The following is a 26,102-nucleotide window of genomic DNA, read 5'->3' on the forward strand; positions in this document are numbered from 1 at the left end:
GTCTTGCAAAAGATGGACACCGGGCAGAACTTGTGGAGGACGAGTATGTTTGCATCGGGCATGAATTTCGGTCTTGGCGAGGAGATCGAAGCCCTTCGCGATACGGTGCGCCGTTTTGCGGAAAGCCGCATTGCGCCGCTGGCCGCTGAAACCGACCGCAACAATGCATTTCCCATGCATCTCTGGCGTGAACTGGGTGAGCTTGGCGTACTCGGCATTACGGCGCCAGAAGAATATGGCGGCGCTGGCATGGGCTATCTCGCCCATTGCATTGCGATGGAAGAAATCAGCCGCGCTTCCGCTTCCATCGGCCTGAGCTACGGCGCGCATTCCAATCTCTGCGTCAACCAGATCAAGCGAAACGGTTCTCCCGAGCAGCGCGCGAAATATCTGCCAAAACTTATTTCCGGCGAGCATGTCGGCGCGCTCGCCATGTCTGAGCCGGGTGCGGGTTCCGACGTCGTTTCGATGAAACTTGCCGCCGAGAAACGCGGCGATCGTTACGTTCTCAACGGAAACAAGATGTGGATCACCAACGGCCCGGATGCCGATGTGCTGGTGGTCTATGCCAAGACAGATCCGTCGGCAGGTCCGCGCGGCATCAGCGCCTTCATCGTTGAAAAAGGTTTCAAGGGGTTCTCGACCGCGCAGAAGCTCGACAAGCTTGGCATGCGCGGTTCCAACACCTGCGAACTGGTGTTCGAGGATTGTGAAGTGCCTGCCGAAAACCTGCTGGGCGAAGTCGGCAAGGGCGTCAATGTGCTGATGTCCGGTCTTGACTATGAACGCGTGGTGCTGGCGGGTGGTCCGCTCGGCATCATGGCGGCCTGCCTCGATGTCGTGGTGCCCTATGTGCATGAGCGCAAGCAGTTCGATCAGCCGATTGGCGAGTTCCAACTGATGCAAGGCAAGCTTGCCGACATGTATGTGACCTTCAACGCCTCGCGCGCCTATACCTATGCGGTGGCGGCTGCCTGTGACCGGGGCGAGACGTCGCGCAAGGATGCGGCGGGCTGCATTCTCTACACGGCGGAAAATGCCACGCAGATGGCGCTTCAGGCGATCCAGTCTCTCGGCGGCAATGGCTACATCAATGATTATCCGACGGGCCGCCTTTTGCGCGATGCGAAGCTCTATGAGATCGGTGCGGGCACATCGGAAATCCGGCGCATGCTGATCGGACGGGAACTCTTTCAGGAGACCCGTTGATGGCAGTTCTGAAATCGGAAATCTCGACGCGCAGCGCCAGCTTCGAGGCTAACCGCAAGGCGATGCTGGCGGCGATCGACGTGGTGGGTGAAGCTTCCCAGATTGCACTCGATGGCGGTGGCGAGAAAGCGCGCGAACGCCATGTTTCGCGTGGAAAACTGCTTCCTCGCGAGCGCGTGGCGCAATTGCTCGATCCGGGGGCGCCCTTTCTGGAAGTGGGGCTGACGGCAGCCCATGGCATGTATGGCGGCGCGGCTCCTTCGGGCGGGATTATCACCGGCATCGGGCGTGTATCGGGCCGCGACTGCATGATCGTCTGCAACGATGCGACGGTGAAGGGCGGCACCTATTATCCGGTCACAGTGAAGAAGCATCTGCGCGCGCAGGAGATCGCGGGCGAGAACCGTCTGCCCTGCATCTATCTGGTCGATTCCGGCGGGGCCAATCTGCCCAATCAGGATGAGGTGTTCCCGGACCGCGACCATTTCGGGCGCATCTTCTACAATCAGGCGCAGATGTCGGCGGCAGGCATTCCGCAGGTCGCCGTGGTCATGGGGTCGTGCACGGCAGGCGGTGCTTACGTGCCTGCCATGAGCGACGAGACGGTGATCGTGCGCAATCAGGGCACGATCTTTCTGGCCGGTCCGCCGCTGGTGAAGGCTGCAACCGGCGAAGTGGTGACGGCGGAAGATCTCGGCGGTGGTGACGTGCACACAAGGCTTTCCGGCGTGGCCGACCATCTGGCCAATGACGACGCCCATGCATTGCAGATTGCGCGCGCCATTACCGCCAATCTCAACAGTAAGAAGCGTGAGTTTATCCCGCGCGGCGATAGTGCTGCACCGCTTTATGACCCGGAGGAAATTCTGGGCGTCGTTTCCGCCGATACGCGCATTCCCTATGATGTGCGCGAGGTTATCACGCGGCTGGTCGATGGTTCGGATTTCGATGAGTTCAAGGCACGCTACGGCACCACTTTGGTCTGCGGTTTTGCCAGCGTCTATGGCATGCCGGTGGGGATTATCGCCAATAACGGCGTGCTGTTCTCCGAAGCGGCCTTGAAGGGCGCGCATTTCATCGAGCTTTGCTGCCAGCGCAACATTCCACTGGTGTTTTTGCAGAACATCACCGGCTTCATGGTCGGGCGCAAATATGAAGCCGAGGGCATTGCGAAACATGGCGCCAAACTGGTGACGGCGGTGGCGACGGCCAATGTACCCAAGATCACCATGCTGATTGGCGCTTCCTATGGTGCGGGTAACTACGGCATGGCGGGGCGGGCCTATTCGCCGCGCTTCCTGTGGACCTGGCCGAACAGCCGCATTGCGGTGATGGGCGGCGAACAGGCGGCAGGCGTGCTGGCAACCGTCAAGCGCGACGGGATCGAGCGCACCGGCGGCACGTGGTCGGCGGATGAGGAAGCGGAGTTCAAGCGCCCGACGCTCGAAATGTTCGAACGCCAGAGCCATCCGCTTTATGCCTCTGCCCGACTTTGGGATGACGGCATCGTCGATCCGCGCAAGAGCCGCGAAGTGCTTGGCCTGTCGCTTTCCGCCACGCTGAACGCACCCATCGAGCCGACGCGTTTCGGCTTGTTTAGAATGTAAAAGGGCCGTCAGATGTTTAAAAAAATACTGATTGCCAATCGCGGAGAAATTGCCTGCCGGGTCATTCGCACGGCGCGCAAGCTTGGCATTGCCACCGTCGCGATCTATTCCGATGCCGACGCCGAAGCGCTGCATGTGGAGATGGCCGACGAGGCGGTGCGCGTCGGCCCTGCCATTTCTGCGCAAAGCTATCTGAATGCCGGTTCGATCATAGAGGCTGCGAAGGAAACTGGCGCAGAGGCTATCCATCCAGGTTATGGGTTTCTCTCCGAAAATGCCGGTTTCGTGGATGCGGTTGAAGCCGCCGGGCTTGTATTCATCGGCCCATCGGCCAAAGCCATTCGCGCCATGGGGCTGAAGGATGCCGCCAAGGCACTGATGGAAAAGGCAGGTGTACCTGTCGTTCCGGGCTATCACGGCGACAATCAGAATGGAGCCTTCCTCAAAAGCGAAGCGGACCGGATCGGCTATCCTGTGCTCATCAAGGCGCGGGCAGGTGGTGGCGGCAAGGGCATGCGCCGCGTCGATCAGTCGGCGGATTTCGCAGTGGCGCTGGACAGCGCGCGCCGCGAGGCGGAAGCCTCTTTCGGCGATGGCGCCGTGCTGGTCGAAAAATACATGACCAAGCCGCGCCATATCGAGGTGCAGGTCTTTGGCGACAGTCATGGCAATGCGGTGCATCTCTTCGAGCGCGATTGTTCGCTGCAGCGCCGCCACCAGAAGGTTATCGAGGAAGCACCTGCGCCCGGCATGACGCCGCAAATGCGCGCCGCCATGGGCGAGGCCGCGGTGAAGGCCGCATTGGCCATTGGCTATTCCGGCGCGGGCACGGTGGAGTTCATCGCCGATGTTTCTGAAGGGCTGCGGCCGGACCGCTTCTTCTTCATGGAAATGAACACCCGCCTGCAAGTGGAGCATCCGGTGACGGAAGCGATTACCGGCCTCGATCTGGTCGAATGGCAATTGCGCGTAGCTTCCGGCGAAGTCTTGCCGAAACGACAGGATGAACTTTCCATAGATGGCTGGGCTTTCGAGGCGAGGCTTTATGCGGAAGATCCGGCGCGGGATTTTCTGCCTGCAACCGGCAAGCTTGCTCTATTTGCACCGCCTGAGAATGCCCGTGTCGATTCCGGTGTGCGAACCGGCGATACGATCACGCCGTTCTACGATCCGATGATCGCCAAGATCATCGCCCATGGCGCAACGCGCGATGAGGCACTGAACCGACTTGATGCGGCACTAAACAAGACCCGCATTGCAGGCCTCGTCACCAATCGCCAGTTCCTGTCGGCGCTCTGCAATCTTAAAGCTTTCCGTACAGGCGATGTCGATACCGGCCTGATTGCACGCGAGACGGCGACACTGTTTGCCGATAAGCAGCCTTCGGATATCGCATTTGCGCTGGCTGCACTCGGCGCGCTCGATCTTCTGGATGCGCCAGCAAAGGATGATCCATGGTCGAGCCTGCGCGGGTTCCGGCTTTGGGGTGAGGCATCGCGCTCGGCCCTTATCGATCATCATGGCGAGCGCCACACGGTCAGCTTCACGACCATGGGTGACAGGCATTTCGGCTTTGCTTTCGGCACTATCGAAATCCGTTTCCATGAAAACGGGCTGGTTCGCTTTGCTGTTGATGGCTGCGTGTCGGAGGCGTCCGTCGTGCGCATCGGACACGATGTGACGGTGCAACTCGAAGGTCGCGACACCATATTTCATCATGTGCAGTCTGTTGGCGCGGAAGAGGATGCTTCGAGCGAAAGCCGCATCCTGTCACCGATGCCGGGACTGGTACGACTGGTTTCCGTCGTGGAGGGGGCGAGCGTCGCCAAGGGCGATCCGCTGGTAACGATGGAAGCGATGAAGATGGAACTGTCACTGACCGCGCCGCGCGACGGCAAGGTTGCGTCCGTAACTGTTGTAGCGGGCGATCAGGTCAATGAAGGCATCCTTCTTGTAGAACTGGAGGAAGAACATGGCTGAACACGTAGAAATCGTTGAAATGGCTGCGCGTGATGGCCTGCAAAATGAAAAGCGGTTTGTGCCGACAGCGGACAAGATCGCGCTGATCGACCGCCTGTCCGATTGCGGCTATGCCCGCATCGAGGCAACGAGTTTCGTTAGCCCGAAATGGGTGCCGCAACTGGCGGATGCCGCAGAAGTCATGGCCGGGATTCGCCGTGCTGATGGCGTGCGCTATTCGGTGCTGGTGCCCAACATGAAGGGCTATGAAGCTGCCGCCGCTGCAAATGTTGACGAGATTGCGGTTTTCATTTCCGCCTCGGAAGGCTTTTCGAAAGCCAATATCAATTGCACGATCGCTGAAAGCATCGAGCGGCTGTCGCCGGTCATCGGTGCTGCGATCAATGATGGTCTGGCCATTCGCGGCTATGTGAGCTGCGTCGTGGAATGCCCTTATGACGGGCCGGTGGCCCCGCAAGCGGTTGCCGATGTGACCGAACAGCTCTTCTCGCTCGGCTGTCACGAAGTAAGCCTCGGCGATACGATCGGGCGTGGCACGCCGGACAAGATTGCAGCCATGCTGGATGCCGTTCTGGCCATTGCGCCTGCGCACAGCCTTGCCGGCCACTATCACGACACGGGCGGGCGGGCCCTCGACAATATCCGCGTCAGTCTGGAGAAGGGCTTGCGCGTGTTCGATGCTTCGGTTGGTGGGCTCGGCGGCTGTCCTTTCGCGCCGGGCGCCAAGGGCAATGTCGATACGGTCTCCGTCGTCGAAATGCTGCATGGATTGGGTTTTGAAACCGGCCTCAATCTGGACAAGCTAAAGTCGGCGGCCTTGTTCGCGCAGGCGCTGCGTCAGGACAAAGCCGCATGAAGGCGTTTGACACCATCCAGATTGCGATAGACCAACGCGGCGTTGCGACACTGACGCTCAACCGTCCAGAGCAGCATAATGCGCTATCCGGTCGGATGATCGATGAGCTTCTGACGGCGACGCTGCATCTGGCGGATGATGACGCCGTGCGCCTCATGGTCCTGACCGGCAATGGCACCAGTTTTTGTGCAGGCGGTGATCTGGGATGGATGCAGGAGCAGGTGAAAGCCACACGCGCGCAGCGCATTGAAGAAGCGCGCAAGCTCGCCCTCATGCTGAAAGCATTGCGCGATTTGCCAAAACCGCTGATCGGGCGCATCAACGGGCAGGCCTATGGCGGCGGCGTCGGCCTCATCAGCGTCTGCGATGCTGCGATCAGCGTTTCCGGCGCGCGCTTCGGGCTGACGGAGACGAAGCTCGGCCTGATACCGGCCACCATCAGCCCTTATGTGGTAGCGCGCATCGGTCAGGCGAATGCGCTGCGCACATTCACTTCGGCGCGACTGTTCGATGCCGAGGAAGCACGGCGGATCGGGCTGGTGCATGACGTGGTCGAGGCGGAACGTCTCGATGCGGCGGTGGAGGCGGAGATCAAACCCTATTTTGCCACCGCGCCTGCAGCGGTTGCCGCCTCCAAGAGGCTGGTTCATGCGCTGGGCGCGCCGATAGACGAGGCCGTCATCGAAATGACGCTGACCCGTCTTGCCGATACATGGGAAACGCCAGAGGCCGCGGAGGGAATCGCGGCCTTTTTTGCGAAGAAATCACCATCATGGAAGGGAGGGAACTGAACATTTGGGAGGAGCTGATTTTCGTTGTAGTTGCGGGCACTTGGCCCCTTGCAATCGGAAGCCGGAAATGCATTCTTATTACATCATGAAAGCTCGCTCCCGTTCCGGAGCATGATTCCGAAAGGGCAGATGCAATTTCGGATAATATTATGGCTCTGACCTCTTCGAGGCGGCGGTGCGGCGTGCTTTTGGATTGACCCTTTGAGATCATGTGATGAACAAAAGGGAGGGCCCGGCAATTCGGCAGCGCAGATGCGCTGAGATTTGACCGGCAAGGGTTGTCTCGGGGCCGTCGGAGGACGCTGCCCTACAAAGGAGAAAAAGAATGAACCTGAAACTTCTGTCCAGCGTGGCTTTCGCAGCTACACTCGGCTTTGCCAGCGCCGCTTATGCAGACATCACCATCGGCGTCGTTGCACCGCTGACGGGCCCTGTCGCTGCTTTCGGTGACCAGGTGAAGAAGGGCGCGGAAACCGCCGTTGAAGTCATCAACAAGGCTGGCGGCATCAAGGGCGAGAAAGTCGTTCTGAAGTTTGCCGACGATGCCGGTGAACCGAAGCAGGGCGTTTCCGCCGCCAACCAGATCGTTGGCGACGGCATCAAGTTCGTCGTCGGCCCGGTCACGACCGGCGTCGCCATCCCTGTTTCCGACGTCTTCTCGGAAAACGGTGTGCTGATGGTCACCCCGACCGCCACCGGCCCGGATCTGACCGCGCGCAATCTGGAAAACGTGTTCCGCACCTGCGGCCGCGATGACCAGCAGGCTGAAGTCATGGCCGATTATGTCCTGAAGAACTTCAAGGACAAGAAGGTCGCCGTGATCCATGACAAGGGTGCCTATGGCAAGGGTCTGGCCGACGCTTTCAAGGCGGCGATCAACAAGGGCGGCATCACGGAAGTCCATTACGATTCGGTCACGCCGGGCGACAAGGATTTCAGCGCGCTCGTCACCAAGCTCAAGTCTGCTGGCACTGACGTCGTCTATTTCGGCGGCTACCATGCCGAAGGCGGCCTCCTGTCGCGTCAGCTGCATGACGCTGGCATGCAGGCACTGGTGCTCGGCGGCGAAGGCCTGTCCAACACCGAATATTGGGCAATCGGTGGCACCAACGCACAGGGCACGCTCTTCACCAACGCCAAGGACGCCACCAAGAACCCGGCTTCCAAGGATGCTATCGAAGCGCTCAAGGCCAAGGGTATCCCGGCTGAAGCCTTCACCATGAACGCCTATGCCGCTGTGGAAGTCATCAAGGCCGGCATCGAACGCGCCGATTCGACCGATGATTCTGCTGCCGTCGCCAAGGCTCTGCATGATGGCAAGCCTATCGAAACCGCTATTGGCACGCTGACCTATGGCGCAAACGGCGACCTTAGCTCGCCAAGCTTCGACATCTTCAAGTGGGATGATGGCAAGATCGTCGGCCTCGAATAAGATTGTCGTGGTTAGAATAAAGAACGCCGGGGTTATCCCCGGCGTTTTGCATTTGTGGAGCTGAAAACCGTCAGGAACCGGTATAGCCGAGTTCCGCCTCGATGGCTTCGAAGGTCTTTTCCATCGCGTAGGTCGGGCTGAGCGGAAAACCGAAATGTCCGTAGGCGATGGACATCTGCCGCTCGGCCTTGCCTTCGCTACCCTTCGCGACGGCTGCCACATAGAGCGCTGCAGCGAGACCGGTGCGGTCGGCGCCGGATTTGCAATGGATGAGCACCGGCTTTTCTGCATTCTGCATCAGGGCGATTAGCTGTCTGGTCTGTGCCGGGGACAGCTCCCGCCTTGACGACATTTCGAAATCGGCATGCTTGATGCCGAGCGTTTTCGCTGTTGCGATCTCTTCATCATACCATTTCGAGCCCGGCTCCGGGCCGCGCAGATTGATGATGGTTTTGATGCCATAAAGCTTCTGCAGGGATGCGATGCGCGCAGGATCAGGCTGGTTCGAGCGATAGGCCTGTCCGTCGATGATGGTGTGGACGTTGCCCTTATATTGCAGCGTGTACAGATAACCGCCCATGACGCTTGAGCCGACGAGCAGTCCCAGCCCGGCCATCCGGGCGTAAGTAAAGGACCAATCGACGTATTTCCGAAAGAACGACATAGGGGCCTCATCCGAACGAAAGCAAATAATAAAATATAGCGAGTTGAAAATTTCTTCTTGGTTTTCGCGGGAAATATACTAGGATTTGGACTTAATCTTGTCCGAAAAACAAGGTTTTCAATTTTCTGTTTAAGTTATTTTTGAAATGCATTCCGCAGGTTCTTGCGGAAAATTTTTTGAGCAAGCGTCTGCGTCAGTTTGTGGTGTCAGTAAATCGCGTTGGTTTTTCGTGGCTTAAGCTTCGGTTAACCATGACTGTTTAATCTATGACCATGTGCTGGGGCAGATAGCGGAGCAGGTTTATGCAGCGCTACAGATTTGACGATAAGAGAATTCTGATCGAGGCGATAGTTGAGTTGCTCAACAGGGGCGTAGAGCCCGACGAACTCGATCTTGTACTGAGCCGGATCGGTCCGGTCGATCTCGACTTGATGCGGCAATGCCTGATCGAGGTGTGGAATTACAACCACCCCGATGTGGCGGAAACGCCGATGGCGGCCTGACGACAGGTTCTGCAGCCCTTTGGGCGCAAAGCTTCAGACGTCGGAAACGGATATTACAAGCGTCGATCTGCGGAAGCGGGATGAACGCGGACTACATGGGGCGTGATCAGGCGCCCACGCAAGAATACGGCAGTTTCAGGCAACGGTTTGTGGGTCGAAACTGTCGGGGCAGGGCCGGGTTGAACCGGTTTTGGAGCAATCTGGCTACTGCCCGCAATGTCATATTCCTGAAACGCAGACGGGTTATATCCATATGCGTATCGGGAATTCACTTGGGATCGTGACCACGGATGTACTGGCGCAACTCAGGTGAAAGCGGAAGGTCGGGTTCAACCCGGCCTTTTTCGTTTTTGGCGTATTTTCCGGAAAGAATGCCGTGTCCGTGCCGGGAACCGGTCCACGGGATTGGCTTCTCATCTCGCTTCGATGCGTTGAATAATGCGACGAAACAAATACTTGCAGCGGTTCAGCGACTCCGTTTTTAACTGGAACCGTTGAGTACTGCCGTCAGGCGAGTTCCAGTCGAGACCGCATGGAATTGCGAAATGGCTTTCGGTGCGGTTCCGTTTCAGCGACGCCTGACAGGAGGCATTTTCCCCGCTCGATAAATACCGTATGAAAGAGGTTGCCTGCTGCCATTTCTGGGAGGCTGCGCGATCTCATTTTCAATCACGGAAACCGTTCATGATACGCCATATCGTTCTCGTCAAATTCAGGTCCGAACTCGGAGCCGCGCAGATCGAAGAGAAGCTGCAGGCCGTTGTGGCGCTCAAGGACAAGATCGGCGGCATCCTGTCCATTACGGCTGGCGAAAACAACAGTCCGGAAAATCTCGAAAAGGGTTTCCGGCACGGTTTTGTCGTCGATTTCACGGATAGCGCGGCGCGGAACGCCTATCTTCCGCATCCCGAACACGCAAAGGTTGGCAAAAGCCTCGTCGAAGCCGCTGAAGGTGGCATCGAGGGCATATTGGTTTTCGACTACGCGTTCTAGAGAACCAGTCCACCAACCCCCATGCGGGAAAGATCGTCGGCGGAAAGTGTGATCCCCGCCATCAGGCGATCCAGCACCCAGTCGAGGCTGTTTTCGCGGGCGCTGCGGGCCGATCCGGGGGCGGCGACAATATACTTGCCGTCATGCCGGCCCAGGACCAGCAGATTGCCCGGATCGACCGGCATGCCAACGCGCAGGATTTCACCGCCTGACATGCGGATCGACTGCGGTACGATATCCGCTTCGTCGGCAACCGCCGATGCGCTGAAAATCACGATAATATCGCAGGCCCGGCTCACTTCCGCGATTGCTGCCGCCAGCGCAACCTGATCGTGCGCGACGCGCTTTTCGCAAACAAGTGTCCCGCCATTTCGAGTAGTCCGCTTTCCCATCAGTTCGCGGGTCTTCTCAAGAACCGTTTCGCGTATCGAGGGAAGGCGCGACTGGATCAGCCCGATCCGCGCGCCGTTGAAGGGATGGACGCGCAGCGCAGGCCGTGCATCGAGGCCGATGTCCCGCAAAAGGGTCCCCGGTACAGCAAAAGGAATGATCTTGACTGTGGCGACCATCTGTCCGGCTTCCACCCGCACATGATTGCGCAGCGTCGCGATGGAAATGCGCGCATCATGCGCATTGACCGCATCAATACGGTCGGCATCTACCAAAAATACGCCATTCTTCCGGGCGTGCAGGTTGACCCGTCCAGTTGTGGGGCTGCCGATCTCCACTTCGCCGGAAATAAGCATACGCCCGATGGCGAGTGCGGCCTCATCCTCGCCGATATCGCCCTTTTCCAGGCGCGCAGCCAGAACCGAGCTGATACCTGCTTCCCGCAACAGGGCAAGATTGAGGGCATCGAGAACTGTGCCTTTGCGTAAAGTGAGCGCACCTGCCATCATAGCATAGCCGAGAATTGCACCTTCGGCTTCATCAAGCGGCATTTCGGCAAATATCATTTCTATCCCCAATTCCCTCGCGCATTTTCAATAAGCATACACAGCGCGGAAGATAAACCGTCTCTGCGCCCCGGGGTTATTTTGCCGAGGATCGTGCCGCCACAAAACGTCGGACATGGATCGGAGCGGCTGTCCGAAAACCGTTTAACACTTTCCGGGATGCGCGCAATTCGCGTCAAATTCGGTAAATTCCCATCACGATCCCGTTTATTCATGGGGTAGATGGCGGTTTTCATCTTGCAAACCCTTTCCTTTGGGCCTATTCGCTCCGCCGCACCTGACAACTGGCGACCCATTCAGACCGCCGGTCAGGACATCGATCCCTTGAGAGGGCCGATGGATTTATTGCATTTATGCATTGCCCAAAACATGGTCCGCATCAGTGATCTGGCCGGATTGTTCAGACAAAATGCCCGCTTTTGGGCGCGACATTACGATCCAGCACAATTTTCGTCAGGCACGTGACAAACGGGATTATTCGTTATAACGGTACTTTTGGAAATTTCAGAATTTACCGAAAACTAGGAAATGACGCATGCGCCGGAGATGACACTCCGCGCGCAGGATGGAAAGACAAATGAAACACGGCACCCCCCGGACGATCGTTTCGTTCGCCGTCTTGGCCCTCACGGCGTTTCTCGCAGGCTGCGAGAACCAGGTCCTGCTTTCCCCGAAAGGGGAAATCGGCATGGCAGAACGCGATCTCATGCTTTTTGCGACCGGCATCATGCTGCTCGTCGTGCTTCCCGTCATCTTCATGACGCTTTACTTCGCATGGAAGTACCGCGCCTCGAATGAGAAGGCGGATTACCAGCCCGACTGGCACCACTCGACCAAGATCGAGCTTGCCGTCTGGCTCATCCCGTTGGCGATCATCGTCGTTCTGGGCTCCGTGACCTGGGTCGCCACCCACAAGCTCGATCCGTACCGCCCGCTGGAATCGAATGCAAAGCCGATCAATGTCGAAGTTGTTGCGCTCGACTGGAAATGGCTTTTCATCTATCCGGACCAGGGCATCGCCACCGTCAATGAAATGGCAATGCCGGTCGATGTGCCGGTCAACTTCAAGTTGACCTCCAGCAACATCATGAATTCCTTCTTCATCCCGCAGCTCGGCAGCCAGGTCTACACCATGCCGAGCATGCAGACGAAGCTGCATCTGATTGCCAATCATGCTGGCGAGTTCGACGGTATCTCCGCCAACTATAGCGGTCAGGGTTTTGCCCAGATGCGCTTCAAGGCGCATGCCTACAATCAGGCCGACTTCGACAAGTGGGTTGCCGATGTGAAGGCCAAGGCGAATGGCGAAGAGCTGAGCCGCGACCGTTACGCCTCGCTGGTTCAGCCGAGCGAGAAGGTTCCGCCGCAGTTCTTCACCTATAATGACCAGGCGCTGTTCCACAACATCGTGAACCGCTGCTGGGACGGCAAGTCCGTCTGCCTCGACGATGAAATGCATCGTCAACAGATGATCCGCGAAGCGCGCGCCAATCTGCGCAAGTCTTCGCCTGTCGATTTCAGCCAGTGGGCGAGCGACATCATCTGCGCAGTCCAGCCGCAGCGGCTCTCGCAGCTCGAAAACTGATGTGCCGATCGGCCCGTGATCTCGCAGGAGGTCACGGCCATCCGCATTCAATCCTTTGTTTCACGCGGTTCCGGAAAGATGGCCGTCTTGCGCCGTCCCGGAATTGCTAAAATCGAAGCGTGATAAAAAATGTTCGGAAAACTTACGCTCGAAGCGATACCCTATCACGAGCCAATCATCATGGTCACTTTGGCCGCGGTGGCTGGCGGGGCGCTCGCTATTCTTGCAGCCATTACCTACTACCGCAAATGGGCTCCGCTCTGGAACGACTGGCTGACGTCCGTCGACCACAAGCGCATTGGCGTGATGTACATCATTCTGGCACTCGTGATGCTGTTCCGCGGCTTCTCGGATGCGGTCATGATGCGCGCCCAGCAGGCAATCGCCTCCGGCGCCAATGAAGGCTTCCTGCCGCCGCACCACTACGACCAGATCTTCACCGCCCATGGCGTGATCATGATCTTCTTCGTGGCGATGCCCTTCATCGTCGGCCTGATGAACTTCGCCGTGCCGCTTCAGATCGGCGCGCGCGACGTGGCTTTCCCGTACCTCAACTCGCTCAGCTTCTGGTTGACGGTTGCCGGTGCGATCCTCATCAACATCTCGCTCGGTGTCGGCGAATTCGCCAAGACCGGCTGGCTGGCCTATCCGCCGCTTTCCGGCAAGGAGTTCAGCCCGGATGTCGGGGTGGATTATTATATCTGGGCCTTGCAGATTTCCGGTATGGGCACGCTGCTTTCGGGCGTGAACCTCATCACCACCATCATCAAGATGCGCGCGCCCGGCATGGGCATGATGCAGGTTCCGGTCTTCACCTGGACCGCGCTCTGCTCGAACGTGCTGATCGTCGCAGCCTTCCCGATCCTCACCGTCACGCTGGCCCTGCTTTCGCTGGACCGCTATCTGGATTTCCACTTCTTCACCAATGATGCCGGTGGCAATCCGATGATGTATGTGAACCTCATCTGGATCTGGGGTCACCCGGAAGTCTACATTCTGGTTCTGCCGTGCTTCGGCATCTTCTCGGAAATCGTGGCAACCTTCTCCGGCAAGCGCCTGTTCGGCTACAAGTCGATGGTTTACGCCACTGTGGCCATCACGGTTCTGTCGTTCCTGGTCTGGGTCCACCACTTCTTCACCATGGGTGGCGGTGCCAACGTCAACGCCTTCTTCGGCGTGGCAACCATGATCATTTCGATCCCGACAGGGGCGAAGGTCTTCAACTGGCTCTTCACCATGTATAAGGGCCGCGTTCGCATGGAAACGCCGGTCATGTGGACCATCGGCTTCATGTGCACCTTCGTTATCGGCGGCATGACGGGCGTTCTGCTCGCAGTTCCGCCTGCGGATTTCGTGCTGCACAACTCGGTGTTCCTGATCGCCCACTTCCACAATGTGATCATCTCGGGCGTGCTGTTCGGCTGCTTTGCCGGTCTCGTCTACTGGTGGCCGAAGGCTTTCGGCTTCAAGCTGAACGAACGTCTGGGCAAGAACGCATTCTGGTGCTGGCTCGTCGGCTTCATCCTGGCCTTCATGCCGCTCTACGTGCTCGGCCTGATGGGCATGACCCGTCGTCTGAACCACACCGAAAACCCGGCATGGCACATCTACCTCATCATTGCCGCCATCGGCGTTGCGATCATCCTTTGCGGTATCGTGTTCCAGGTTCTGCAGATCGCAGTTTCGATCCGCGACCGCGAAAAGCTGCGCGACAACAATGGCGACAGCTGGGGTACGGGCCGTACGCTGGAATGGTCGCTGGCTTCGCCGCCTGCCTTCTACAACTTCGCCGAAGTTCCGCATGTGCGCGATCATGACGGCTGGTGGGACATGAAGCAGAACGGCTATGTGCGCCGCACCGAAAAGTTCGCGCGCATCCACATGCCGAAGAACACCGGCACCGGCTTCATCATCGGCATTCTGAACATTCCGCTCGGCTTTGCCCTGGTGTGGCACATCTGGTGGCTGGCAATCGCCTCCGCCATCGCTGTGCTGGCCGTTGCCATCGCTCACTCCTTCAATAATGACAGAGACTTTTACGTCTCGGCCGAAGAGGTGCAGGAAGTCGAAGACCTCCGTACCCGGCAACTGACTGCTCAGGAGGCCTGATTCCGATGAGCGCAAGCATTTCAACCACCGCTCCGTTCACGGGCGGGAACGAGCACCCCGCTCATGAGGACCATCACGATGCAGGGTCGACCACGCTGGTCGGCTTCTGGATCTACCTGATGAGCGACTGCGTCCTCTTTTCGGGCCTGTTTGCAACCTATGCCGTTCTGGCGCATCAGTTTGCGGGCGGTCCGACCGGCCGTGAACTGTTCGATCTGAACTTTGTTCTGATCGAAACCATGCTCCTGCTGGTGTCGTCGCTGACCTATGGTCTGGCCACGCTGTCGATGTTCAAGAAGAACCGTGCCGGCCTTCTGTTCTGGCTGGGTGTGACCTTCCTGCTGGGCGCTGCCTTCCTCGCGATGGAAGTCTATGAGTTCAATCACCTGATCCATGAGGGTGCGGGTCCGGGCCGCAGCGCGTTCCTCTCGGCCTTCTTTGCGCTGGTGGGAACCCACGGTCTTCACATCACGTCGGGCCTGATCTGGATTCTGGTGCTTTCGGCCCAGCTTCTGCGTGACGGTCTGACGGAAAAGAACCAGACGCGCGTGATGTGCCTCAGCCTCTTCTGGCACTTCCTGGATATTATCTGGATCGGCGTCTTTACCCTTGTCTATCTGTTGGGTGTACTGTGATGAGTTCTGCACACGAAACACATGACCACGGCGCGAGCCACGGCAGCCTGAAGACCTATCTGATCGGCTTCGTGCTGGCAGTTGTTCTCACCGTCGTTCCATTCATGCTGGCCATGAACGGCTACTTCACGCCGGGAACCACCGCAGCCATTGTGCTCGGTATCGCCGTCGTCCAGATTTTGGTGCATCTGGTTTACTTCCTGCACCTCGATCCGAAGTCGGAAGGCGGCTGGAATATTCTGGCACTCATCTTCACGGTCATCATTCTGGCTATCGTTCTTGCCGGCTCCATCTGGGTCATGCATCACCTCGATACCAATATGATGCCGATGTACATGTCGCCGGAAGACGTGCGCAATCTGCCGTAATATCAGGTCTCGTTGAGTTTGACTCATCGAGACTTGTTAAGCCCGTGTGGCGATAGAGCATTTTCAGGGCGCGGATAGCGCAAGCATCTTAGCGCCCTGCTATAAAAGGCTCGTCAAACACATTCCCTGCACCACAACGCTGCAGGGAGTGCATCTGTGAGCCTCGCAAAACAACTGGCCTGACGGCCCGTGATCGCGGCTTTATCCTCCCTCTCTCCCCCCAAAGCCGCGTGGCGTCCCGGTTCCCTCCGGGGCGCCTTTCTTTTTGACTGTCTGTCAAAGAGGTGAGAGTAACATTTCCTGTAAAATTTTAATCAACTTGCTGTAAGTGCGACGTTGTATTTTGTAAAATAAAGATGATTGCAATCAATATTTAAGTGTAGAAAATAATAATATACGCCCTAAATTTACCATTATTGCGAATGTTGTTTGCATAGTGTACTATATCAACATAGATTAGCTCGTGTTTGATACTTATTGCGTCTCTGTTCGATCGCTAATCTGGAGAAGATGCGATGTCTTTATTTAAGGGAATGCTTACTAATAATCGTATTCTTGGTGCGGCTGTTATTGCCGCAACCCTGTTCACGCCCGTTATTGCTTCCGCTGCAACAGCCTATGTCTCCGCTTCGGTCAATGTCCGTTCGGGCCCCGGGTCCAATTACGGACGGCTTGCCGCGCTCCCTGCCGGTGCGACGGTCAATGCCGGTTCCTGCCGCAATGGCTGGTGCCAGATCTTTAACGGGAGCCGTGTTGGCTGGGTCTCGGCGCGTTATGTGCGTTTCGGCGCCTATAGCGGCCCCGCTTATGCCGCGCCGTCCAGCACTACGGTGATCGTCAATAATGACGGTTACGATGACGGCTTCGGCCTCGGACTTGGTATCGGCTGGGCGACCGGCGGCTATTGGGGTCCCGGCTGGGGCGGTGGTTGGGGTCCAGGCTGGCGCGGCGGACCGAACTACGTCAATGGCTGCATTGGCCGCAATTGCCAGTCCAATCGCGGCGGCTGGAATCCGCGCTGGGGCCATGGTCCGCGCTGGAACGGCGGCGGCAACTGGGGCGGGCGTGGATGGCCGCAGGGCCAGCTACGTCGCAACTGGGGTCCCGGTCCGGTGATGTCTCCGACCCGCTTTGGTGGTTTCAACCGCGGCTTTGGCGGCGGTGGTATGGGCGGTGGCGGTTTCCATTTCGGAAATATGCGCCCGATGCACGCTGGCCGCTGACGGCATCCGGTGTGTTTGTGCCAGAACTTATTTTGATCAGGTCGTTCTCCCTCCTCCCAATGGCCTGATGGACAGCTCGCCGGCAGCACCCCGCCGGCGAGCTGTTACAATTTTTTGATCGCGCCCTGCAATCAATGCGGAATGCGAGCACAAAGCTCTTCAATCTGTGCGGGAAGTTGCAATGGTGTGGTAACGTTAATACTCCATTGACTGAAATGGTCCATATCTAGCGTTGTTGCTTGGACTTCCGTTCTCCCTATGGTAATCCCTGAATCGTCCTGGGCTTGGGGGTAATGAACGGGACGCCGCCAGGCGACCGCATAGACAGGAACCGGACAGTAGCGCGTATGACTTGGAGTAACAGGACGATACAGGGAAGGGGCATCGCCGTGCTTTTGCTGGCGGCTCAATTTTCCTCTTTCATCGTGTCGCCTGCTTTGGCGTTCGAGATCTTTGGTGTTCGTCTGTGGGGCGAGGACAAGAAGGAAGATCCTGACATTATCGACCCGAAGACCTACTCCGTCGAGGTCACAACCACGGGCGACCGCAAGAATGCGGACGGCACGGAAGCCGATCTGAAATCCACCATTGAAGGCGCTTCCGGTCTCGTTTCGGATGCCGAGAGACCAGCTTCGGGCTCCGCCGGACTGCTGGCCAAGGCGCGCGGCGATTATCGCCGCATTCTGGCCGCACTCTATGGCGAAGGCCGCTATGGCGGTACGATTTCTATTCAAGTCGATGGTCGCGAGGCGAACGACATTCCGCCCGACGCGGAAATCCCCAATGATGCGAAGGTCGCGATTTCGGTTGACCCCGGCCCGCAATTTCTGTTCTCGCGCACGGCCATTTCCAATATTGCGCCACCGCCGGTCGACAAGCGCGATCACGTGCAGTCGCCCGAAGATGCGGGCTTCGCGCCGGGACAGGTGGCGCGTTCGGGCACGGTCATCAAGGCGGAGCGCCTTGCCGTTGAGGCGTGGCGCCAGCAAGGCTATGCCAAGGCGCGGGTTACCGATGAGGATATCGTCGCGGACCATGCCGACAACCGGGTTTCCGCCGATGTTTCGCTCGATCCCGGCCAGAAGGCGCATTATGGCCCGGTCAGCGTCGTTGGAACCGCGCGCATGGACCCGCAATTCGTGGCCTGGATGACCGGGCTGAAAGAAGGCCAGGAATACGATCCCGACGATATCGAGAAAGCCAAAAAGCGTCTCGGTCGTATGGAAGTGTTCCGCGCCATGAGCTTTGAGGAAGCCGAAAAGATCGAGCCGGACGGCAGCCTGCCGATGACGCTCAACGTGCAGGAGCGCAAGCCGCGCCGCTTCGGCTTCGGTGCCGAATATTCGACCATCGATGGTTTCGGCCTGACCGGCTACTGGATGCACCGCAACCTGTTCGGACGCGGCGAGCGCCTGCGTTTCGATGCCAAGGTCAGCGGTATCGGCGGCACGCAGGACAATTCCTTCGATCCGAAGAACTTTACCTATCTTCTGGGTACGAGCTTCACGAAGCCGGGCGTCTATACACCGGATACGGATTTTGTCGCATCGCTTGATGCCAAGCGCGAAGTGCTGGATGCTTATACCGAAACATCGGTCAATGCGAAGACCGGCTTCACGCAGATATTCAGCGACGAGCTGTCAGGCGCGCTCTATGCCAAGGCGAGCCAGGGTCATTTCGACGATGACGTCTTCGGTTCGCGCAGCTTCACGACGGCAGGTCTTGAGGGCAATCTTCTTTATGACAGCCGCAACAACAAGCCGGATCCGAGTTCGGGCTTCTATCTGGAAGGCAATATCCAGCCCTTCTATGAATTCCAGTACGGCAATTTCGCCACCCGTTTCACCGCCGAAGGCCGCACCTATTACGGCTTTGGCGAAAAGGATCGCGTGATCCTCGCAGGCCGTCTCAAGTTCGGTTCGATCGTCGGCGCGTCCATCGAGGACCTGCCGCCGAGCCAGCTCTTCCTGGCAGGTGGCGGCGGCTCGGTTCGCGGCTATGGCTATCGCAACATCGGCGTCAGCGCAGGCAATGGCGAGATCATCGGCGGGCGCTCGCTTGTCGAGGCCAATGGCGAAGTGCGCACCCGCATCACCGACTCCATTGGCGCGGTGGCATTTGTCGATGCCGGTTATGTCGGTGAAAAGTCTTTTCCCGATTTCTCGGAACAGATGCGTGTCGGCGTCGGTGGCGGTCTGCGCTATCTGACCGGTCTCGGACCGATCCGCCTTGATGTCGCTGTTCCGCTCAACCGCCGCTCGGGTGATCCGAGCTATGGCTTGTACGTAGGTATAGGACAGGCGTTTTGACCAGATTTCTCGCAATCATCGCCTTCGTCGCTTTCGCCGTCACGGCAGTCATCTTCGGCTGGCCGGAACAGCAGAAGCAGTTGCAGGCTCAAGCTCAAGTTCCCGCTCAGGCTCAAGATCAGGCCTCTGGACAGGAACAGGCAGAAGCACCAGCAGAAGAAGAGAAATCCTATTTCCTGTCTTTCGTGGAAAGCCAGCTTTCCGCGCCGAACCGCCGCATTTCCATTTCCGGCATCAGCGGCGTTCTGTCTTCGGAAGCAACCGTCGGCTCAATCACCATTGCGGACCGTGAAGGCGTCTGGCTGCGCATCGAGAATGCCAAGCTGAACTGGAGTCGTACCGCACTTCTTGTTGGTCGTCTCAGCATCCAGTCGCTTGCTGCCGAGCGTATCGATATCATTCGCAAGCCGTTGCCTGACAACAGCCTGCCGTCGCCGGAATCGTCCACGTTCAGCCTGCCGGAACTGCCGATTTCAATCAGCCTCGACCAGCTCGCCATTGCGCGCCTGCATTTCGGGCCGGATATTTTCGGTCTTGAATCGGAAGTTTCTGCCAATGGCAGCCTGTCGCTTGCCGATGGTTCGCTCGATTCAAATTTCGACATCAAGCGTCTCGACGGTCCCGGCGGAAATTTTGCCCTTCGCGCGGCCTATGCCAATTCTGACCAGAAGGTCGATCTCGACCTTAAAGTCTCGGAACCGGCTAACGGCATCGTCGCCAACCTGTTGAACATCGATGGTCGTCCTCCGGTCGATCTTACTTTGAAAGGCGCCGGTCCGCTTGACGAGTTGAAGGTCGATCTTGCGCTCGACACCAATGGCAGCCGCACGTTGACAGGCGAATTCGCGCTCAACCGGCAAGGTCAGGCGCCCGATGGCGGACGTGTTTTCTCTGCCCGTTTCAACGGTCCGATCGCGGTTCTTGTACCGCCTGTATTCCGCGATTTCTTCGGTGCCGAAACCGTACTGTCGGCGGATGGCTTCCTGAAGGATGCAGGCGGCTTCCGCCTTGATGATCTGGCGCTGAACAGCGCTGCCTTGAAACTGAAGGCTTCTGCCGAAACCGGTAATGACCGCTTCCTGAACAAGCTGCGCATCGATGCCTCCATTGCCGATGAGAGCAAGGGCCGTGTCCTCCTGCCGGTCAAGGGCGCTGAAACCTATATCGACAATGCAAAGTTCCAGGTCGCTTACGGTGATCGCCCGACCAATGACTGGACGGGAACGCTTGCCATCGCCGGTCTCAAGAACGCAACCATTTCCGCCGACAGCATCGCGCTCGACATGGGCGGCGTTGCCGAGAACCTGAGCGATGCCGCCAATCGCCATATCACCTTCAAGGTCAATGGCGGGATGGATGGCATTTCGGCAGAACGGGCGGAAATTGCCGAGGCGCTTGGCAGCAAGATTGCGCTCGCCATCGATGGCGCATGGCGCGCCGGCTCGCCGGTCGAGCTGGCGCAAGCCAATATTGCCGGTAACGGTCTCAGCCTCGATCTCAAGGGCAATATCGACGACTTTGCCTTCAATGGCGATATCGCCGCCAAGATTGCAAGCCTTGCGCCGTTCGGCGCTCTGGCTGACCGTGACCTTGCAGGCAGCATCGATGTCAACGCCAAGGGCATTGTTCGCCCGGTCAGCGGTGCATTCCAGCTCGACCTTAACGGCACAGCACAGAACATGCGCACCGGCACGGAAGCAGTCGACCGCATTCTCGATGGTGCCGTCAATCTCAGCGGCGCGCTTGGCCGCAGCAGCGAAGGGTTTTCGGCGCGTGATTTCCGTATCGGCAATGAGCTGAGCGAAATCACTGCCAATGGTTCCTTTGCATCCGACAAGGCAAGTTTCGACTTCGGCGTCATGCTGTCCGATCTGAAGCTTCTTTCCGATCAGGCATCGGGGCGGATGACCGTCAAGGGCAGTGCGCGCGGCGACGACAAGCTGATTGCGCTGGCGCTGCGCGCCGATGCGCCGGAGGGCACTCTGGCCGGTCGCAAGCTTTCCGAAGGCGGTCTCGATTTCAATGCCATGCTCGACGGAAATGCAAAGACAGGTGCTGCCCTTTCCGGCAAGCTTGCTGGCAGTGCATTCCTTAATGGCCAGCGTGTTGATCTTGGAACGCTCATCGACATCGTCAATGACGAGAAGCGTCTGACCGACCTCGTCTTCAATGCAGGCGGTGCGCATCTTTCGGGCAATGTCACCCAGACCGCGAAAGGTCTCCTGACCGGCGCGCTGAAGCTCGATGCGCCGGATATTTCCACGGCAGCAGCCCTGGCGCTGGCAGAGGCGACCGGTGCGGCCAATGCTGATATCACGCTCGACGCCTATGACGGTCGCCAGAATGCATCGGTCACTGCCAATGCCAAGGACATCAAGGTCAATGGCAATCGTATCACCTCGGCTGATATTGCCCTGACGGCAAAGGACCTGTTCGGCGTGCCGGTGGTGGACGGCAATGCTGCGGCGCGCGACATAATGGTCGGCACTTTCGGCATCGACAGCTTCGATGCCAAGGCCAATGCGACCGGGTCGAAAACCGATTTTACTGCCAATACCAAGTTGAAAATCGGCACAGTCGCCAGCGCTGCCGGTTCGCTTGAGCCGAAAAATGGCGGTTTTGAACTGGGACTGGCTTCGGCCCACGTGAAGCAGGGCACACTCAGCGCCAATCTGGCCGCGCCCGCCACCATTTCCATGAAGGGCGAGGAAATCTCCTTCGGGGATATCATCATCAATACGGGCGCAGATGCCAGCGCGGGGCAGGTCAAGGTGAATGGCGTGGTCGATGGTCGTCTCGATCTTTCGGTCGCCCTTTCCAATCTGCCGCTGGCTCTCGCCAATACGTTCAAGCCGGAACTAGGGCTTGGCGGCACGGTCAACGGCACAGCCCGCATCACCGGCACGAAAGAAGCGCCCAATGTCGCTTTCGACATGGCGGCGCGAGGCGTGACAGCAGCAGAGCTCAAAAAGCAGGGCATTGCGGCTCTCAATGCCGATGCCAAGGGCACCTCGGCCAATAATCGGCTCAATGTCGATGCGCATGTAACCGGAGGCGGCGGCATCGATGTCCGCGCCAATGGCGGCGTGCCGCTCAGTAAGGGCGATCTTGCCATTGACGTTAATCTGGCCAATCTGCCGCTGACGGCGCTGAACGGTGCGGTCAAGGGACAGGATTTGGCTGGTAATGTGACCGGAACGGCGCGTGTCACGGGCCCCCTCACCAATCCTGCGGCAACCTTCAATCTGCGCGGCACAGGCCTTGCGGCCAAGCCGCTGCGCGATAACGGACTTGCGCCGCTCACCCTGCAAGCTGCAGGCAGCTATGCGGCCATGGCTATCGACTTCTCGTCGCTGACCGTCGACGGTCCGCGCGGCCTCAATGTCACCGCCAATGGCAAGGTTCCGTTCTCGGGGCAGGGGCTTGGAGTCAATGTCAATGGTAGCATTCCGCTGGCGCTCGCCAACCGCTTCCTGGCCGATCGCGGTGCGCAGGTAAACGGTACGCTGACGCTGACGGCCAGCGTTTCGGGCGGCTTCAACCGTCCGCAGTTGCGCGGCATGTTCTCCACCAATGGCGCAACCTTTGTCGATCCGGACACCAATGTTCGCCTGAACAATATCAATGTCATGGGCAGCCTGGATGGCGAAACCGTCACGCTGCGTCAGGTCAATGCCGCGCTCGGCAGCGGCGGATCGGTTTCTGCCAGCGGTACGATCTCGACCAATGCCGAAGCGAGTTTCCCGGCCAATATCGAGATCAAGCTCAATCGTGCCCGCTATGCCGACGGCAAGCTGGTTGTGGCGACCGTCGACGGCGGGATCACGATCAGCGGGCCGCTGATGCGAGATCCTTTGATTTCAGGCCGCATCGATGTCGACAGGGCAGAAATCTCGGTGCCGGAAAATCTGGGCGGCGGCGCAGCCTATGTTCCGGTTCGCCACAAGAACACGCCTAAGAACGTTCAGGTGACGCTTGATCGCGCCAAGGTCGAAACGCGTCGCAGCAAAGTGCCGACGCCGACAGCGCGTCCGACCGTGCCGCGCCTCGACGTTGTCATCAATGCGCCCAACCAGATTTTCGTGCGCGGTCGCGGCCTCGATACGGAGCTGGGCGGACGTCTTCGCCTGACCGGGCCTGTGACCGATATCAAGCCGGTCGGCGCGTTCGACATGATCCGCGGCCGCATCGGTATTCTCGGGCAGCGCATTACCTTCGATGAAGGCAATGTCACGCTGGTGGGCGATCTTAATCCGCAGCTCAACTTCGTCGCCCGTTCGGAAGGCAATGAAATCACTGCAATCGTGACGGTGACGGGTACGGTTGATAATCTCGACATAAAATTCTCGTCGACGCCGGAATTGCCGCAGGATGAAGTGCTGGCGCAGTTGATCTTCAAGCGCTCAATCGGCGAGTTGTCGGCCTTCCAGATCGCACAGCTTGCCGCTGCCGCCGCCGAACTTGCGGGCGGCTCCAACAACTCGCTCATGAACAAGCTGCGCGCCGGGACAGGTCTCGACGATCTTGATGTCGTGACGGATGACAAGGGCCAGACAGCAGTTCGTGCCGGTCGCTATATCCGCGACAATATCTATCTGGGCGTGGAAGCGGGTTCAGGCGGCTCAACCAAGGGCACCGTCAATCTCGACATCACCCGTAACCTGAAAGCCAAGGGTTCACTGGGAGCGGAAGGCGATTCCAGCGGCGGTATCTTCTACGAAAAAGATTATTGATCGCCGCAAAATATTGAAGGCAATCAAGGCCGGGTTTCATGACCCGGCCTTTTGCTATCCGGCTACAATTCAGAATAGCGGTTTTGAGGCAAAGCCACATTTTCGCCATCAAATAGCCATGAGATACATACGTTCGTCGCATTTGCCATGAAACTTAAATCGATTGAATTTTTACATTCACTGCAATTTATGCTTTCAAACGGAATTTTCAGACACGTTTGCGCGAGTTGTTTAACCGTTCTTCAACCATAAGAACGCAAATTGCTGTTGAGTATGGCGGTCGCTTGACGGCTGTGTTTCAACCCTTCTGTCCGGGTAATTTGCATGACCAAGTTCATTGACGATCTGAGCCGCCGCCGCTTCCTTTTCGGCACCGGTGCCGTCCTCCTCACCGGTGCTGCCGGTTGTAACCAAACGATGGATATGTCGGCCTTCCAGATGAATGTCGATCCGATGTCGACGGGCGGGATTACGCCGATGCGTCCGCAGATCAGCGTCGACCGCGATATCACGACGCCGGATGTCATGTACGCCGCCGTGCAGGAAGGGCCGTATTCACTGCCCGCAATTCCATACGAGAAGGTGCCGAAGCAATTCCGCCGTCAGATCGTGCCGGACCCGACAGGGCAGGCGCCGGGAACGATTGTCGTCAGCCTCAAGGACCATCTTCTCTATTACGTTCTGCCGGGCGGAGAAGCGCTGCGCTACGGCATCGGGATCGGCAAGGCGGGCTTTGAGTGGTCGGGCACCGCCAATGTCCAGTACAAGAAGCAATGGCCGGTCTGGACGCCTCCACCGGAAATGATCCAGCGCAAGCCGGAACTGGCAAAATATCGTAACGGTCAGGAACCCGGCCCGCAAAATCCGCTGGGTGCGCGCGCGCTCTACATTTTCCAGAATGGGCAGGACACCGGTTATCGCATCCACGGCTCGCCGGAATGGTGGTCGATCGGCCAGTCCATGTCATCCGGCTGTATCCGCCTGATGAACCAGGACATCATCGATCTCTATAACCGCGTACAGGGCAAGGCTCCGATCATCGTCGGATAACCGGACCGGAGGAATTCCGGCTCTGACGGCCTGCAAATGGCGTTGTGCTGCGCTTCCAGTGCTCGCACTCCACCATTTTCGGCTCGTCATAACCGAAATCTCAACGGTCGCACGGCGCATCAGCGTCTGTTGGAAATTGAAGCGTTTCTGCTGCAAATAAAAAGGCCACGCCAGATCTGGCGCGGCCTTTTTGTATCAGGTTCGATACGATTACTCGTAGCGCACCGACTTCGGCATGGCTTCGCCGAGATTGACGAAATGGCGCAGCTCGGCGCGCAGGTTTTCTGCCGAGGCCATATGAATCTGGCTCTGCGGCACCACATCGTTCTGCACGATCTGGGTGGATACGCCCGGCATGACAAACGCTCCTGCGGTCAGGACGAGGGCGGCGGCAATGCCGAGGCGTCGTTCGGTTCTGGCCTGCATTTCTATCTCCTTGCGCCGGGTGACGGCGACTTGAAATCTGGAATCACATTCATTCGCAAAACGCTGGGACTTTTCCGGCCAAGGATCGGTCTGGGGCCGATCTTGGGTCAATCAGTGAAAAGTCGCGCGCGGCGTAAAATTCAAAGCGCTGTCGATGGCATGGATCGGTATTGGCAACAAAGTCTGGCCGAAATCAGCCAGCGTGTCGGCAAAATTGCGGGCAGCCCCTGCCACATCGTCGCAGCGGCGATGACAGGCAATGGCTTCAAGGCAGGTATCAAGTAGCAGCGCGTCCTGATTCTGGATGCCGGAAATCAGCCCCAGCGTCAGGCATTCCTCGCGGCAGACATGGTGCGAGTCGAAAGGGAAAGCACGCAACTGGCAGCTGGCGCAATGGCGCAGCACGCGGATGAAATGCGACAGCTCGCCCACCGCGCGTTTTGCTTCCGAAGGCCCAAGCACTTCCGAATAGAGGCCCCAGGTCATTTCCCACGGGATGATCGAGCCTGTCTCGAAACCCGCAGTCCAGCGGCGATAACCTTCCAGCACCAGCTTTTCCGGCAGGCGATCGAAATAGCCCGCAGTGTTAGCGCCGTTCAGTTGGGATATGCGCATATTCATGTCCGCCTCCCGTAGAAGCTACGGAATGAAGACATGCATGCGGGGCGTGAAC

At 58.3% G+C, this 26,102-nt stretch carries 20 protein-coding genes; 16 read left to right on the forward strand and 4 right to left on the reverse strand.

Annotated elements, in window-relative coordinates; genetic code table 11:
* The first annotated feature begins 45 nt into the window (after window positions 1-45).
* From KWJ32_RS06425 to KWJ32_RS06450, 6 genes are all read left to right on the forward strand, one after another.
* A complete protein-coding gene (locus KWJ32_RS06425) occupies window positions 46-1,209 on the forward strand; it encodes an isovaleryl-CoA dehydrogenase (protein WP_011982274.1) in 1,164 nt (387 codons plus the stop codon).
* Window positions 1,209-2,816, forward strand: a complete 1,608-nt coding sequence (locus KWJ32_RS06430) for a carboxyl transferase domain-containing protein (protein WP_151609678.1) — start codon at window positions 1,209-1,211, stop codon at window positions 2,814-2,816. The genes KWJ32_RS06425 and KWJ32_RS06430 overlap by 1 nt, the downstream gene beginning before the upstream one ends.
* Before the next feature lie 12 nt (window positions 2,817-2,828).
* A complete protein-coding gene (locus tag KWJ32_RS06435) occupies window positions 2,829-4,796 on the forward strand; it encodes an acetyl/propionyl/methylcrotonyl-CoA carboxylase subunit alpha (RefSeq protein ID WP_094514597.1) in 1,968 nt (655 codons plus the stop codon).
* Window positions 4,789-5,652, forward strand: coding sequence for a hydroxymethylglutaryl-CoA lyase (locus KWJ32_RS06440; RefSeq protein WP_011982277.1), 864 nt, complete (start codon window positions 4,789-4,791; stop codon window positions 5,650-5,652). Before KWJ32_RS06435 ends, KWJ32_RS06440 begins: the two co-directional genes overlap by 8 nt.
* The gene (locus KWJ32_RS06445; RefSeq protein ID WP_151609680.1) at window positions 5,649-6,443 is read left to right on the forward strand and encodes a crotonase/enoyl-CoA hydratase family protein; all 795 of its coding nucleotides are present in this window, start codon (window positions 5,649-5,651) and stop codon (window positions 6,441-6,443) included. The genes KWJ32_RS06440 and KWJ32_RS06445 overlap by 4 nt, the downstream gene beginning before the upstream one ends.
* A 325-nt stretch (window positions 6,444-6,768) precedes the next feature.
* Complete coding sequence (locus KWJ32_RS06450; RefSeq protein WP_010657848.1) at window positions 6,769-7,875, forward strand: branched-chain amino acid ABC transporter substrate-binding protein; 1,107 nt, start codon at window positions 6,769-6,771, stop codon at window positions 7,873-7,875.
* 70 nt (window positions 7,876-7,945) lie between these two features.
* Here the strand turns inward: KWJ32_RS06450 and KWJ32_RS06455 are convergent, their stop codons facing one another.
* Window positions 7,946-8,539 carry a tyrosine-protein phosphatase gene (locus KWJ32_RS06455; protein WP_011982279.1) on the reverse strand — a complete coding sequence of 198 codons (594 nt, stop codon included), beginning with the start codon at window positions 8,537-8,539 and terminating at the stop codon, window positions 7,946-7,948.
* Between the two features lie 302 nt (window positions 8,540-8,841).
* On the opposite strand from KWJ32_RS06455, the gene KWJ32_RS06460 reads away from it, so the two are divergent.
* Both KWJ32_RS06460 and KWJ32_RS06465 read left to right on the forward strand, forming a co-directional pair.
* On the forward strand, window positions 8,842-9,042 hold the full coding sequence (locus tag KWJ32_RS06460; protein WP_010657850.1) for a hypothetical protein: 201 nt from the start codon (window positions 8,842-8,844) through the stop codon (window positions 9,040-9,042).
* A gap of 684 nt (window positions 9,043-9,726) precedes the next feature.
* On the forward strand, window positions 9,727-10,035 hold the full coding sequence (locus KWJ32_RS06465; RefSeq protein ID WP_011982280.1) for a Dabb family protein: 309 nt from the start codon (window positions 9,727-9,729) through the stop codon (window positions 10,033-10,035).
* Here KWJ32_RS06465 and KWJ32_RS06470 read toward each other — a convergent pair.
* Complete coding sequence (locus tag KWJ32_RS06470) at window positions 10,032-10,991, reverse strand: molybdopterin-binding protein (RefSeq protein ID WP_125333661.1); 960 nt, start codon at window positions 10,989-10,991, stop codon at window positions 10,032-10,034. The genes KWJ32_RS06465 and KWJ32_RS06470 overlap by 4 nt on opposite strands.
* Window positions 10,992-11,568: 577 nt before the next feature.
* On the opposite strand from KWJ32_RS06470, the gene cyoA reads away from it, so the two are divergent.
* From cyoA to KWJ32_RS06510, 8 genes are all read left to right on the forward strand, one after another.
* Window positions 11,569-12,576, forward strand: coding sequence for a ubiquinol oxidase subunit II (gene cyoA / locus KWJ32_RS06475; protein WP_010657853.1), 1,008 nt, complete (start codon window positions 11,569-11,571; stop codon window positions 12,574-12,576).
* A gap of 129 nt (window positions 12,577-12,705) precedes the next feature.
* On the forward strand, window positions 12,706-14,685 hold the full coding sequence (gene cyoB, locus KWJ32_RS06480; RefSeq protein WP_151691163.1) for a cytochrome o ubiquinol oxidase subunit I: 1,980 nt from the start codon (window positions 12,706-12,708) through the stop codon (window positions 14,683-14,685).
* Window positions 14,686-14,690: 5 nt separating this feature from the next.
* A complete protein-coding gene (gene cyoC / locus KWJ32_RS06485; protein WP_010657855.1) occupies window positions 14,691-15,320 on the forward strand; it encodes a cytochrome o ubiquinol oxidase subunit III in 630 nt (209 codons plus the stop codon).
* Window positions 15,320-15,688, forward strand: coding sequence for a cytochrome o ubiquinol oxidase subunit IV (locus KWJ32_RS06490; protein ID WP_010657856.1), 369 nt, complete (start codon window positions 15,320-15,322; stop codon window positions 15,686-15,688). The genes cyoC and KWJ32_RS06490 overlap by 1 nt, the downstream gene beginning before the upstream one ends.
* Window positions 15,689-16,203: 515 nt before the next feature.
* Window positions 16,204-16,911, forward strand: a complete 708-nt coding sequence (locus KWJ32_RS06495; RefSeq protein ID WP_151609684.1) for an SH3 domain-containing protein — start codon at window positions 16,204-16,206, stop codon at window positions 16,909-16,911.
* 389 nt (window positions 16,912-17,300) lie between these two features.
* Window positions 17,301-19,220, forward strand: a complete 1,920-nt coding sequence (locus KWJ32_RS06500) for an autotransporter assembly complex family protein (RefSeq protein ID WP_040129035.1) — start codon at window positions 17,301-17,303, stop codon at window positions 19,218-19,220.
* Complete coding sequence (locus KWJ32_RS06505; RefSeq protein WP_151609686.1) at window positions 19,217-23,953, forward strand: translocation/assembly module TamB domain-containing protein; 4,737 nt, start codon at window positions 19,217-19,219, stop codon at window positions 23,951-23,953. The genes KWJ32_RS06500 and KWJ32_RS06505 overlap by 4 nt, the downstream gene beginning before the upstream one ends.
* Window positions 23,954-24,277: 324 nt before the next feature.
* On the forward strand, window positions 24,278-25,003 hold the full coding sequence (locus KWJ32_RS06510) for a L,D-transpeptidase family protein (RefSeq protein WP_010657860.1): 726 nt from the start codon (window positions 24,278-24,280) through the stop codon (window positions 25,001-25,003).
* A 210-nt stretch (window positions 25,004-25,213) separates the two neighbouring features.
* Here the strand turns inward: KWJ32_RS06510 and KWJ32_RS06515 are convergent, their stop codons facing one another.
* Entirely contained in the window at window positions 25,214-25,429 is a 216-nt protein-coding gene (locus KWJ32_RS06515) for a hypothetical protein (protein WP_011982288.1), read from the reverse strand.
* A 111-nt stretch (window positions 25,430-25,540) separates the two neighbouring features.
* Window positions 25,541-26,050 (reverse strand): hypothetical protein, encoded by a 510-nt coding sequence (locus KWJ32_RS06520; protein WP_011982289.1) that lies wholly within the window; start codon window positions 26,048-26,050, stop codon window positions 25,541-25,543.
* Between the last annotated feature and the right edge of the window lie 52 nt (window positions 26,051-26,102).

It is taken from the genome of Ochrobactrum sp. BTU2 (genome assembly GCF_024539785.1).
GTDB classification, from domain to species: Bacteria; Pseudomonadota; Alphaproteobacteria; order Rhizobiales; family Rhizobiaceae; genus Brucella; species Brucella anthropi.

What these genes read in the sequence shown, in the direction of transcription:
- cyoA (WP_010657853.1), top strand. Translation starts at nt 11,569, where the DNA reads ATGAAACACGGCACCCCCCGGACGATCGTTTCGTTCGCCGTCTTGGCC.
- KWJ32_RS06425 (WP_011982274.1), top strand. Translation starts at nt 46, where the DNA reads ATGTTTGCATCGGGCATGAATTTCGGTCTTGGCGAGGAGATCGAAGCC.
- KWJ32_RS06455 (WP_011982279.1), bottom strand. Translation starts at nt 8,539, where the DNA reads ATGTCGTTCTTTCGGAAATACGTCGATTGGTCCTTTACTTACGCCCGG.
- cyoC (WP_010657855.1), top strand. Translation starts at nt 14,691, where the DNA reads ATGAGCGCAAGCATTTCAACCACCGCTCCGTTCACGGGCGGGAACGAG.
- KWJ32_RS06450 (WP_010657848.1), top strand. Translation starts at nt 6,769, where the DNA reads ATGAACCTGAAACTTCTGTCCAGCGTGGCTTTCGCAGCTACACTCGGC.
- KWJ32_RS06510 (WP_010657860.1), top strand. Translation starts at nt 24,278, where the DNA reads ATGACCAAGTTCATTGACGATCTGAGCCGCCGCCGCTTCCTTTTCGGC.
- KWJ32_RS06435 (WP_094514597.1), top strand. Translation starts at nt 2,829, where the DNA reads ATGTTTAAAAAAATACTGATTGCCAATCGCGGAGAAATTGCCTGCCGG.
- KWJ32_RS06515 (WP_011982288.1), bottom strand. Translation starts at nt 25,429, where the DNA reads ATGCAGGCCAGAACCGAACGACGCCTCGGCATTGCCGCCGCCCTCGTC.
- KWJ32_RS06470 (WP_125333661.1), bottom strand. Translation starts at nt 10,991, where the DNA reads ATGATATTTGCCGAAATGCCGCTTGATGAAGCCGAAGGTGCAATTCTC.
- KWJ32_RS06460 (WP_010657850.1), top strand. Translation starts at nt 8,842, where the DNA reads ATGCAGCGCTACAGATTTGACGATAAGAGAATTCTGATCGAGGCGATA.
- KWJ32_RS06430 (WP_151609678.1), top strand. Translation starts at nt 1,209, where the DNA reads ATGGCAGTTCTGAAATCGGAAATCTCGACGCGCAGCGCCAGCTTCGAG.
- KWJ32_RS06495 (WP_151609684.1), top strand. Translation starts at nt 16,204, where the DNA reads ATGTCTTTATTTAAGGGAATGCTTACTAATAATCGTATTCTTGGTGCG.
- KWJ32_RS06490 (WP_010657856.1), top strand. Translation starts at nt 15,320, where the DNA reads ATGAGTTCTGCACACGAAACACATGACCACGGCGCGAGCCACGGCAGC.
- cyoB (WP_151691163.1), top strand. Translation starts at nt 12,706, where the DNA reads ATGTTCGGAAAACTTACGCTCGAAGCGATACCCTATCACGAGCCAATC.
- KWJ32_RS06440 (WP_011982277.1), top strand. Translation starts at nt 4,789, where the DNA reads ATGGCTGAACACGTAGAAATCGTTGAAATGGCTGCGCGTGATGGCCTG.
- KWJ32_RS06445 (WP_151609680.1), top strand. Translation starts at nt 5,649, where the DNA reads ATGAAGGCGTTTGACACCATCCAGATTGCGATAGACCAACGCGGCGTT.
- KWJ32_RS06465 (WP_011982280.1), top strand. Translation starts at nt 9,727, where the DNA reads ATGATACGCCATATCGTTCTCGTCAAATTCAGGTCCGAACTCGGAGCC.
- KWJ32_RS06520 (WP_011982289.1), bottom strand. Translation starts at nt 26,050, where the DNA reads ATGAATATGCGCATATCCCAACTGAACGGCGCTAACACTGCGGGCTAT.